Origin of the sequence: Amantichitinum ursilacus, assembly GCF_001294205.1 — a bacterium.
Classification (GTDB): domain Bacteria; phylum Pseudomonadota; class Gammaproteobacteria; order Burkholderiales; family Chitinibacteraceae; genus Amantichitinum; species Amantichitinum ursilacus.
Genome location: NZ_LAQT01000032.1, coordinates 12,489 through 24,544, shown reverse-complemented (window position 1 = coordinate 24,544; position 12,056 = coordinate 12,489). Strand labels below are relative to the sequence as shown.

The following is a 12,056-nucleotide window of genomic DNA, read 5'->3' as shown; positions in this document are numbered from 1 at the left end:
CGTGCTTCCAATCGTCTTTTCGTTTGCGGTCGCCTTTCTAGCCTCAATGTGGCTGGTCCGCAGCAGTCATCTTCACGCCCGCTTCAGCGCCGATTCGGACATGGGGGGCGTGCAAAAATTCCACGTCCAACCTGTGCCGCGCGTCGGCGGGATTGCCATCGCCATTGCGCTCGTTGCCTGTTGGGGGGTGCTCTGGTTCCGTGGGAAAGCGGAGCACCCTTACTTTCTTCAAATGCTTGCAGTCGCCTTGCCTGCCTTTGCCAGTGGCTTGTTTGAAGACATCAGCAAGCGTGGTGGCGTGCTGATACGCATGGCGAGCATTGTGTTGTCGGCGGCGCTAGCCTGGTGTTTTCTTGGCGTGCGAGTGTTGCGAATGGATGTCCCGTTTATTGATCCCGTGCTCGCTATACCGGCCTGCTCCTTCATAATTACTGTGGTCGCGCTGGCGGGTGTTACCAACGCCCTTAATTTCATCGATGGATACAACGGTCTGTCCGCTGCCGTAGCGGCCATCATGCTTGCGGGCATCGGTTACGTTGCCTTCATACTGTCGGACCATCTGGTTTGGGCCATGGCGGTCGCCGGCATTGGCGCATGCCTCGGCTTTTTGTTCTGGAATTGGCCGCGCGGCCTGATCTTCCTGGGCGATGGTGGCGCTTACCTTCTGGGCTTCTGGATCGGTGCCCTGGTTGTGCTGTTGGTAGCCCGTAATCCCCAGGTTTCGCCATGGTTCGCTTTTTTGCTGGTTAGTTATCCGGTAGTCGAAACCGTTTTTACCATGATGCGAAGGGTTTCCCGGCAATCGAATCCAGGCTTGCCCGACGCTGCACATCTGCACCAGCTTGTGTACAAGCGCTTGATGCGCTGGACCGTGGGAAGTCCCGATCCCCGGCACAAGGTATTTCGTAATTCGATGACTTCACCGTACTTGTGGCTGTTGTCTTCGCTGGGCGTTATCCCGGCGGTATTACTATGGAACAACACGTGGGCGCTGCAATGTTCCGCGCTGTTGTTTGTCTTTGCTTATCTCTGGTTGTATCGCTGCATTATCCGGTTTCGAGCTCCGCGGTGGTTGGTGGTGCGTAGCCGTACCAGTCGCAAGCGCCACCGTTAAGTTGGCTGTGAGCGTATCGCCCCGTCACTGAATCAGGTGACGGGGGTGTTTGCTCAGCGCTGCGACAATGTCAGGTTTTTCACCACTATTGCCCCACATGCACCTGCCGTATCAAGGTCGATACGCAGGCGGCTGACCTGCTTTAAATTCCACCAACTCGGCTGTGAATCCAGCGGTACAGCCATCGCTCCTTTTGAGTCGCCCGCCGTAAATACCAGGCTGTGCGCCTCACTCGCGCCGCCTTCCGCGTCTCCCCACCAAAAAATCTGTATGCGTGGCGTGCTGCTTGCGGAAAGGCATTCAAAATCAAAATGCAGCATGCCGCGCGCGGCGCCTGACGTTTTCAGCGAAGAGATATCAAAAACCAGCTGTGGATCGGGACCGGCAATCTGCCATACCCCCCCCGCCGCCCGTATGTCGTGGGTGTCAACCGGCGACGGCGCGATTGGCCGCTCATCGGTCGTCCGTCGTTGCAGGCTGGCCCAGGAGCGGCCCCATGCTGCCGGCAGCATTTGCAAATCATGAATGGCGAAAGCACGTTCCTGCAGTGCAGTCCGGTATTGCGCGGTACGCGCTGGCGGAATAGCTATTGTCAGGACGCGGCCCTCAGCTGCCTTTAGTTGCGTGCCCGTCAACGTGACAATATTCTCAGCAAGGTTAAGAGATCTGATGGCCCTGCGCTCGCCGCTGGCCAAAGTCACCTCGTCGCCGGGTTGCAGCAAGGGCAGCGAATTATGATCGGAGACCGCAATCATCGGCGCGTTACGGTCGACACCATGATCCCAGCGTGCGTCTATCAGCGCGTCTTGTGCGTAGGCCAACAACCGGGCTGGTTTAGTCCAGCTGTCCAGATGACCAATGACATAACCGTCATTCATTTCAGGGGTGTAATGCTGCATCGCGTAGCGGTACAAAACGGGTGCGCGCAGGGCAAGGCCACCGCCGTCATGCACTATGTTGTCCACTTCGAGCAGCGCCAGCGCGGGGCGCTTGCGGGAAACAATATCCACTGCTTTTTGCTGTTGTGACAGCGGCGCCATGTTATACGCTGCGGTGACTGGTAGCAGAGGCGGCCGGTCTGTATAAAAATATAGCCCGTTGCGCGAAGTCAGATCCAGGTAGGGCGAGCGCGGTGGTAGTTCGGTGTTGAGAATATGTGCCACCGACACAAGGCGACGCCAGTGATCGTCATAGAAGTAGCCCATGCCCAAACGCGGCAACCCCGCCGCGGCCACGTCGCGCATGGGAGGCGTCTGGATATTGGCGTGGGCAACGCTGCGCAGATTACTCAACTCTGCGGGTGGCGACCCCAGTAACCCGCCAGCCAACGCCATGAGCAGTAACAAAAGCGCTTTGACATTGGCTATCCGCGGACCGCAGGCATGGCACATGATGGGCAGTAGCAGGGTCCAGCAAAAAAGCGAGACCACGCCAGTGCGTGACGTGCCGACAGGATCAATGCGCCCCATGGTGTACGGAATCATTAACAGGCAAAAAATCAGGCCTAGCGCGGCTACTCGCAGGCTAACCCCAGGAAATGGTCGACGCCGCATGCTGCAAAAAACCGCGTAAGCGCAAAAAGCGGCCACCGGCATCCACGACATACGGGCCAGGTCATACATCAGCACGGAACGTGCTGCGGGCGTCGTCCACGACAATGCCCAGCCAATGCCATAGGCCAGTTGGTTAATGGGTCCATTTTCACGCAGGTAGATAAGCCCCTGCAGGATCATGGAAGCCGCTGGCGTAGCCAGCAGTAGCGCTAGCAGAACTGCGAGCGCCAGCGCGCCCTGCTTCCAGTCTTGCCGCGCGGGCGAATGCCACCAGCGCCACACGGCAAGCAGCGCGGTTGGCGTGGCGGCAGCGATTAACAATGCGCCTTGCGCAGGCACACCCAATAGCAGAACAGGGACGCTGTAGCACCAGACGATTAACCAGCGCCCTGGACGTCTCCAAAGCGCCTGGTCGAACCAGAGCGCCAGGAACAGCGTAAAGAACAGCCAGACAAGGCGTCCTTCAAATGCATAGAGCGCCATGAAGGATAGCAAGGTGCTGGAAGTAGTACGGCGCAAGGCAAAGAAGGTCGGGATGGCCATGACAGCGTAAGCCAGACGCGTGCCTTCGCTGAATGTGCCCGCATCGCCCCCCAGAAACAGCCATGACACAAACCCGGTCGAATAGTCATCGATAATGCCGTGGGCTGGAATGTATTGTGTGTAGGGCTGGGCTCCGTTAAGCCACGACCACCAGCTCAGCAAAATCTCACCAAAATGGTAGTCGTCGGCGCTGACGATCGGAGGCTGCGTATGGCCCACATGCAACGCCATCAGCAAGGCAAGCAACGACCAAGGCGAGACCAGCGGGTACAGCGACGCCTCGGTTCCAGCCGGAGCGCTGCGCAAATAACGGCGGATCACATCAACCAAAGCAGCCAGCGTTACCGCACCTACCGCGATATAAAGCGCAGGCGTAACCGGGTAATGACGCAACGTGCCAGACGGATCAATCAACCCCGCAGGCAATAACACCAGAAAAAACAGTGATAGCGTCAATTGGGTAACCAGCAGAGCCAACGGTAAGAGCCGCCGTACGATAACGGGACGGTAGCGACCGAGAAAGACTAAAGCCATCATGCCGCATAACAGAAGCAGCCCCGCTGCGTGCACAGCAGTCTTCTCTGAAGCGAAATCACGCAGGAAAAAACGGGTAGCGGCCAGATGCACCGAGAAGGGGCTGAGGGCCAGCCCCCACACACAAACCAGCGCCATACCGGACTCTGCGGGGCTCAGTCCGTTGGTCTCACTGGACTGCCGGGCAATAAAGCTGACCACCATGACGCTGATGCCGGACAGATAAAACAGTCGAGAGTCGGTTTCAGGGTGGCCCACCAACAACAACGCCCCCATCAAGGCGGGCAAGCTCCAGTACAACAGTTGTCGACTGAATGCCTCCCGTTCCGGGCTTGGCAAATCACCTTCGCGTTCGATGATGATCCGCCGTCCCAGACCGGCCGCCGACATCACCAACGCCAGAATAAACGCGGGCCCTGCGGCGAGATCCTGCCATTTGCCGGTGGCCGACCAGCCAGGATACCCCGCGATAAAATCGGGATAAGTCGGCGCAATATGTATACCAAAGATGATGGTGAGTACCATTGCGCAAATGGAGATACACGCCGCGGCTAGCCCCAGACGTTCTACAGGCAAATAGGATCGGATCATGATTCTTTTCGGTAAGGCCAGGCTGCCGCCTGGTCCAGTAGGTTTTCTGAACAGGCGGCCATTCTAAAGCGACTGTATCGAAAACCAGAGCAAAATAAGAAAACTTACCGAAGAGGATATCTTGAAGCGTGATGGGCAGTGGCAGGGGGCCTCATATGCACTGTCGGCGGAGGGGCTGCTATTGCAACCGAAGCGTGGTGCCACGGCAGGTGCAGGCGTTACACCAGCACCACATCAAACTGCTCCTGCGTATACGCCGTCTCCACCTGCAAATAGATCGGTTTGCCGATAAAGTCGACCAGCTGCGCCAGGCTGGCCGATTCCTCATCCAGAAACATATCAATCACATTTTGCGACCCCAAAATCCGGTACTCGCGCGCCTGGAACTGGCGTTCTTCGCGCAAGATTTCGCGCAGGATTTCGTAGCAGACGGTGGCGGCGGTGCGGATCTGGCCGCGGCCCTGGCAGGTGGGGCAGGGTTCGCATAAAACGTGGGCCAGGCTTTCGCGCGTGCGTTTGCGCGTAATCTCGATCAAACCGAGGCTGGTGAAGCCCGACACGGTGACCTTGGTGCGGTCGCGCGACAAAGACTTTTGCAGTTCGTCCATCACCGCAGTGCGGTGCGCGTCGTTATCCATATCGATAAAGTCGACGATGATGATGCCGCCCAGGTTGCGCAGGCGCAGTTGCCGCGCGATCACGTGGGTGGCTTCCAGGTTGGTTTTGAAGATGGTGTCATCAAACGAGCGGTGGCCGACAAAGCCGCCGGTGTTGACGTCGATGGTGGTCATCGCTTCGGTCTGGTCGATGATCAGGTAGCCGCCAAACTTCAGGTTTACGCGGCGCGCCATCGCGCGTTCTATTTCGGCTTCCACGCCGTACAGCTCAAACAGGGGGCGTTCGCCTACGTAGTGCTGCACGCGCGGCAGCACGTCGGCGACGAATGATTCGGCAAACTCGCGCATCTTGTTAAAGTTCTCGCGCGAATCCACCAGTACTTCTTCGGTCTCCGTATTGACCATATCGCGCAGTGTGCGCAGTTGCAAAGAAAGATCCTGAAACAACAACGATTTGGCCGGCAGCGTTTGCGATTTCTGTTTGATATCGGCCCAGATGCGATTCAGATAATCGATATCGGCCAGCAGTTCGGCATCGGTGGCATGGTCGGCCGAGGTGCGGATGATATAGCCCAGATGGTCAGGCGGCAGCAGGCGCGCCATGCGGTTGCGCAGGTGTTCGCGCTCGTCGCCGTTCTCGATGCGCTGGCTGATGCCGATGTGTTTTTCCTGCGGCAAAAACACCAGAAAACGGCCAGCAATGCTCACTTGCGTCGACAGCCGCGCGCCTTTGGTGCCGATCGGGTCTTTGATAACTTGTACGACGACGGGCTGGCCTTCGTGCACCAGTTTTTCAATGCGCAGTTCGTCGTTGGGATGTTGTCGTTGCTCGATGACGTCGGCGATATGCAGAAACGCCGCGCGTTCCAGTCCGATTTCGATAAACGCGCTTTGCATGCCGGGCAGCACGCGTTTGACCACGCCCAGATAGATATTGCCCACCAACCCGCGTTGCTGCGTACGTTCGATATGAATGTCTTGCACCACGCCATCTTCGACGGTGGCGACGCGCGTTTCTTGCGGAGTAATGTTTACGAGGATCTGCTCTTTCATGGTCGGCTCTCTGGCTCTATCGTCAAGCGCCGCAACAAGGTTACGCGGCGCGGCGCGGCAAATCCGGTCGGTTGGGTTTTGGGGTTTTTAACAAAGGCAGGCACATGGCCAGCAGCTCATCCCATGCATCGCCCTGGCCTACGCCTTTGTTCATCTGGTCGATGCGGGCGGCGTGGGCCAACGCGTCGCGTAGCAGTGTGCCATCAACACGGTCCAGCGCGCGTTCCACCAGCGCTTGTTTGGCGCCCCACACGCGGTTTTCTTTCATCAGCTGCGCCATATTGTGGCCGTGCGCCTTGCCATGCGCCAGTCGCCACAGGCTGCGCACTTCTTCGGCCACCGCCCACAGTACCAGATGCGGCGCTTCGCCTTCGGCGCGCAGGCCGTGCAGCATGCGCACAAAGCGCGTGGCGTCGCCGGCCAGCAAGGCCTCACCCAGCTGGAACACGTCAAAGCGCGCCACATTGGCGACGGCGGCGCGCACTTGTTCCAGGTTAAGCGTGCCGGGCGGATGCAGCAGGCCCAGTTTCTGGATTTCCTGGTGCGCGGCAAACAGGTTGCCTTCCACGCGGTCGACCAGAAAACGCATTGCATCGGCGTCCAGGCTTTGCTGTTGCAGCGTCAGCCGCGCATTCATCCAGGCGGGCAATGCGCCGCGCTCCACCGGACGCGCTTCGACCACCTGGCCGTGCTGGCTAAGGGCCTGAAACCATTTGCCGTTTTGCGCGGTACGGTCCAGCTTGGGCAGCTGCACCACGGTGACGGTGTCGGGCGGCAAGCGGTTGGCGAACGCTTCCAGCGCCTTTGCGCCTTCAACGCCCGGCTTGCCGGTGGGAATGCGTAATTCGAGCAGTTTTTTTTCCGAGAACAGCGAGAAGCTGTTACCAACCATACCCAGCTGGCTCCACGAGAAGCCCGCTTCGACGGTCATCACTTCACGCTCGGCGTAGCCGTGCTGGCGCGCCGCGTCACGCAACGCCTGCGCGGCTTCGAGCGTCAGAAACGCTTCGTCGCCGTGCAGCACGTAAAGCGGCGATAGCCCGCCTTTTAGATGGCGGGCCAGTTCGTCACTGCGCATTGGCTTTGTCACGGGCGGCGACGGCGTTGATGCGGCGCAGGATCAGTTGCACGGCATCTTGCTGCATGTCGCGCACCAGGCGGTCCGATTCGCCGTTCATGGCGATCGGATTGTTGGGATCATAGGAATAGCTGCGCGACAGCGTGACTTTCTGGTCGGTCATCAACGCGGTGGCATCAGGGCGGAACGCGCTAAAGCTGACGGTCAGCACCACTTTGTATTCGGTGGCCTGGCCCGAGCTATTAATGGTCAGCACAATATTGTCGACCTTCTCGCCGATGATTACGACCTTGGCGGTGGCGTTTTCGACGGGCGTTTTCGACACTTTGATGCCATCCAGCAGCGGCAAGTAACTGCGCAGTTGCTCCGCCGTGCCGCCGCCCCCTTCCACATAAACCTGCGGATAGGCGAAGCCGGCGGTGTCGCCCTTGCCGCGCAAATGAAAACCACATGCCGTAAGCAGCGCAAGTAGCAAAACCGCCGTAATCCGGCGTAACGTCTGGGTCATTGCCTCAACCTTTATCTATGTAGCGAACGTTCGTGTCGGCGCTCTGGCACTGATTACGCGACGATATTGACCAGGCGGCCCGGCACCACGATTACTTTCTTGGGCGTGCCTTCAACAAAACGCTGCACGTTCTCGTCGGCCAGCGCCAGGGCTTCGATCGACGCTTTGCTGGCGTCCTTGCTCACGCGGATGGTCGAACGCAGCTTGCCGTTTACCTGCACCACCATGTCGATTTCATCCTGTACCAGCGCCGACGCATCAGCTTTGGGCCAGCTTTGTTCGGCCAGACGCGAGCCCGGCTTCAGCGCATCCCACAACGCGTTGGTGGCGTGCGGCACGATCGGGGCCAGAATCTTGACCGCGGTTTCCAGCACTTCTTGCGCAACGGCGCGGCCAGCGGTATCAGCCACCGGTGCTTTAGCCAGCGTGTTCAACAGTTCCATCACAGCGGCGATCGCGGTATTGAATTGCTTGCGCCGGCCAAAGTCATCGCTGACTTTCTGGATGGTGCTGTGCAGGGCAAACCGCAGCGCTTTCAGCTCGGCCGACAGCTCGCCACTGGCATACGCAGCGACGGCGCCTTGTGCGACATGCTCGTGCACCATGCGCCACAGACGACGCAGAAAGCGGTTGGCGCCTTCCACGCCGGCGTCCGACCATTCCAGGCTTTGCTCCGGCGGCGCGGCAAACATCATGAACAGGCGGGCAGTGTCCGCGCCGTATTTCTCGATCAGCGCTTGCGGATCAACGCCATTGCCCTTGGATTTGGACATCTTTTCGACGCCACCAATCGTGACCGGCAGGCCGTCGGCCTTGGCGACGGCGCTGGTAATGCGGCCTTTGGCATCGCGTTCCAGATCGAGGTCAACGATGTTAAACCAGTCTTTTTTGCCATCGGCGTGTTCGCGATAGAACGTCTCGCACACCACCATGCCTTGCGTCAGCAGATTGCGGAATGGTTCATCGGTGTGGATCAGGCCCTCATCGCGCATCAGCTTGTGGAAGAAGCGCGCGTACAGCAAATGCAGGATCGCGTGTTCGATGCCGCCAATGTATTGGTCGACATCCAGCCAGTATTTAGCGCGCTCATCCACCATGCCGGTTTGCGCATCGGGCGAGGTGTAACGGGCGTAGTACCACGACGATTCGACAAAGGTATCCATCGTGTCGGTCTCGCGACGCGCTGGTTTGCCGCAAGTCGGGCAGGTGGTTTCGTAGAATTCGGGCATTTTGGCCAGCGGATTGCCACGGCCATCCGGCACCACGTTTTCAGGCAGCACCACCGGCAACTGGTCTTCCGGCACCGGCACGTCGCCGCAATCGGCGCAATGCACGATGGGAATCGGGCAGCCCCAGTAACGTTGACGGCTGATACCCCAGTCGCGCAGGCGATATTGCGTGCGCTTGGTGCCGTGCGTGTTATTGGCCAGATCAGCTACCACGGCATCGAACGCGGCTTGATAGCTCAGGCCGTCGTATTTGCCGCTGTTGGTGGTGACCAGACTATCGTCCTTGTTGCCGTACCAGTCTTGCCACTGCGTGCTGTCATAAGCCTGGTCGCCCGCTTTGGGGGCGTAGACCTGCACGATGGGCAGCGTGTATTTATTGGCGAATTCAAAGTCGCGTTCGTCGTGCGCCGGCACGGCCATGACTGCGCCTTCGCCGTAGCCCCACAGCACGTAGTTGGCAATCCAGACCGGCAGTTTGGCGCCGGTAAGCGGATGCACCACAAACTGGCCAGTAGGCTGGCCTTTCTTTTCCATGGTGGCGACATCGGCTTCTGCCACCGAACCGGATTTGCACTCCGCAATAAAGTCGTTGAGCGCCGGATTTTTTTGCGCGGCCAGCGTAGCCAGCGGGTGTTCGGCGGCGATGGCGACGTAGGTGGCGCCCATCAGCGTATCGGGGCGCGTGGTGTAAACCTTGAGCTGGCCCGCTTCGCCGACGCTATCGACGTCGTAATCAAAGGCGACTTCAGCGCCAAAGCTCTTGCCGATCCAGTTGCGCTGCATGGTTTTGACCTGCTCGGGCCAGCCATCCAGTTGATCCAGATCTTGCAGCAATTGATCGGCGTAATCGGTGATGCGGAAGTAATACATCGGGATTTCGCGCTTTTCCACCAACGCGCCCGAACGCCAGCCACGGCCGTTTTCAACTTGCTCGTTGGCCAGCACGGTGTTGTCGACCGGATCCCAGTTGACCACGCCGGTTTTCTTGTAAACCACGCCCTTCTTGAACAAGCGCGTAAACAGCCATTGCTCCCAGCGGTAGTAGTCCGGCTTGCAGGTAGCGATTTCACGTTCCCAGTCAATCGCCAGACCCAGCGACTTGAGCTGTTTTTTCATGTAATCGATGTTTTCGTAGGTCCAGGCCGCAGGCGGCGCGCCATTCTTGATGGCGGCATTTTCGGCCGGCATACCAAATGCATCCCAGCCCATCGGCTGCAGCACGTTGTACCCGTTCATGCGCATATAACGGCTCAGCACATCGCCGATGGTGTAGTTGCGCACGTGGCCCATGTGCAGCTTGCCGGACGGATACGGAAACATCGACAGACAGTAATACTTGGGCTTGCTGGTGTCTTCCAGCGAGCGGTCAGTTTGATGTTGTTCCCACTCACGTTGTGCAGCGGCTTCCACTTCGGCCGGGTTGTATTGCTCTTGCATGGCTTGGGTCCGGAAAAAATCGATTCAAAGGCGGGAATTATAAAGGGCGGCGCGATAAAAAGGGGATGTAACGCCCGCAAAAAACGCCCGCCCGCCCCGATCGGTCGGTCGCATGCGCTGGCGCAACCGGCCGCAAACGAAGCGGCAGGGTGATCATGTTATAAAGCGATCTGGCCAACCGGAGGCGCAATCGTGATCGAGATGGCGGAGTTGTATCGCGTAGAAGGGATGGAAGTGGCGCGACTGCAGGCGCAGACGGCCGCCCGTTTTCCACGCCACACACACGCCGAATATGTGGTCGGCGCCAATTTGTCCGGCAGCGAGCAAATCTGGGTGGATGGGCGTGAGTTTACGGCCAACGCGCATTCGGTAACGGTGTACAACCCCGAGGCCGTGCAAGCTTCGACGTTTGACACAACCACCGGCAGCGCTGATTTTGTGTCTCTATATATAGAGCCGCAACGCCTTGCCACTGTGGCCGCTGAGAACGGTTGGCGCACGCGCGCCGTTGCGCCCGAATTAAACCAGGGCGCGTTTAGCAATGCCGCGGTATTGCAGGCGATTCTGGCTTGCTACCGCGCGGCGCGTCAGCCGCTGGAAGGCGATGTTGAGACGGCCATGCTGGAATTGACTGCCGCGCTGCTGGCAAATGGCGCGACCTGCCCGGCAGCCACGACCAGCTCGGTGGATACGCAAATGCTGGGGCGCGTGCTGGATTACTTGCGCGCGCATCTGGATGCTCCCATCGGGCTGGAACAACTGGCCGCCATCGGCAATGTCAGCAAGCATCATTTAATCCGCACCTTTAAAGCCGCAGTGGGGATGCCGCCGTTGGCGTATCACATGCAATTGCGGCTGATTGAGGCGCGTCGGCGTTTGCGGCTGGGGCGGCATATTCAGGATGTGGCGCTGGGATTAGGCTTTTATGATCTCAGCCACTTCAGCAATGCGTTTCGCAAGGTGATGGGGATTAGTCCGCTGCGCTTCGCCGTGGCGACGCAATTTGCTTGCCCGGCATGATCGCGCCGCTGATCAGGGCGCGCCGCCAACAATAAAATGACTGTAGCCCGACGTGATGACTTGCCAGGCAAAGAAGGCAAACAGCGCGGCCGAGGCGTAGTAGCAATAAGTCAGCGCACGTGCGCCAAACAACTTGCCGCCCTGGCGCGCCACCAGACAGATTGAAATCGTCCACACCACGCCCGCCGCCAGAAAGCCGCTGAGGAACAAGCCGGTGGCCTGCCAGCCCTGTACGCCCGATTGCGCAATCAATGCGCCGCCCACTGCGGCAAACCACACAATCGCCGATGGCGAAGACAGGGCTAACAACATGCCTTTGACGGCTTGCTGGGCATAGCCGCCTTCGATGGGCGCGGCTTTGCGTTCCAGATCGGCTGCCGCATGCAAGGCGGAGCGGATCATCTTGATGGCCAGAATGACCAGCACGATCCCACCACCTATCCACATGGCCCAACGCACCGCCGGAAACTGCAACAGTGCAGTCATGCCCGCCAGCGCCAGGATGGCGTAGATCAGATCGCCCACGCACGACCCCATGCCCAGCCAGAAACCGCGCCAGAAATTGTGTTGCATAGCGGCCGTCATCATCGCGATATTGACCACGCCAATATCCAGACATAAAGACAGCGAAAGCAGAAAGCCGTTGGATACGGTGCTCATGGGCGGACGGGATGATCAGGTAGCAAAGGAGCGCCATTGTGGCGGCGCTGCGCTCACCTGTATTGGAAGAAATTGCGCGTTCCCCGTGCAGGCAAGGTGGGGTTCGGCCCCTTATGCCG

At 59.0% G+C, this 12,056-nt stretch carries 8 protein-coding genes; 2 read left to right on the top strand and 6 right to left on the bottom strand.

What is annotated here, in order from left to right; all coding sequences use genetic code 11:
* The first annotated feature begins 1 nt into the window (after position 1).
* Positions 2-1,114, top strand: a complete 1,113-nt coding sequence (locus tag WG78_RS18390) for a glycosyltransferase family 4 protein (RefSeq protein WP_236692077.1) — start codon at positions 2-4, stop codon at positions 1,112-1,114.
* Positions 1,115-1,167: 53 nt separating this feature from the next.
* On the opposite strand, the gene WG78_RS18385 is transcribed toward WG78_RS18390, so the two are convergent.
* From WG78_RS18385 to leuS, 5 genes are all read right to left on the bottom strand, one after another.
* Complete coding sequence (locus tag WG78_RS18385) at positions 1,168-4,335, bottom strand: hypothetical protein (RefSeq protein WP_152969290.1); 3,168 nt, start codon at positions 4,333-4,335, stop codon at positions 1,168-1,170.
* A 218-nt stretch (positions 4,336-4,553) separates the two neighbouring features.
* A complete protein-coding gene (gene rng / locus WG78_RS18380; RefSeq protein WP_053939299.1) occupies positions 4,554-6,005 on the bottom strand; it encodes a ribonuclease G in 1,452 nt (483 codons plus the stop codon).
* 40 nt (positions 6,006-6,045) lie between these two features.
* Positions 6,046-7,083, bottom strand: a complete 1,038-nt coding sequence (gene holA, locus WG78_RS18375; RefSeq protein WP_053939298.1) for a DNA polymerase III subunit delta — start codon at positions 7,081-7,083, stop codon at positions 6,046-6,048.
* Positions 7,073-7,591: an LPS-assembly lipoprotein LptE gene (locus WG78_RS18370; RefSeq protein WP_083459361.1), complete on the bottom strand. Its 519-nt coding sequence runs from the start codon at positions 7,589-7,591 to the stop codon at positions 7,073-7,075. Before WG78_RS18370 ends, holA begins: the two co-directional genes overlap by 11 nt.
* A gap of 53 nt (positions 7,592-7,644) precedes the next feature.
* Positions 7,645-10,257 (bottom strand): leucine--tRNA ligase, encoded by a 2,613-nt coding sequence (gene leuS, locus WG78_RS18365; protein WP_053939296.1) that lies wholly within the window; start codon positions 10,255-10,257, stop codon positions 7,645-7,647.
* A 201-nt stretch (positions 10,258-10,458) separates the two neighbouring features.
* Between leuS and WG78_RS18360 the strand changes: the two genes are divergently transcribed.
* The gene (locus WG78_RS18360; protein ID WP_236692079.1) at positions 10,459-11,277 is read left to right on the top strand and encodes a helix-turn-helix domain-containing protein; all 819 of its coding nucleotides are present in this window, start codon (positions 10,459-10,461) and stop codon (positions 11,275-11,277) included.
* Between the two features lie 12 nt (positions 11,278-11,289).
* On the opposite strand, the gene WG78_RS18355 is transcribed toward WG78_RS18360, so the two are convergent.
* Positions 11,290-11,937, bottom strand: coding sequence for a LysE family translocator (locus tag WG78_RS18355; RefSeq protein ID WP_053939294.1), 648 nt, complete (start codon positions 11,935-11,937; stop codon positions 11,290-11,292).
* Between the last annotated feature and the right edge of the window lie 119 nt (positions 11,938-12,056).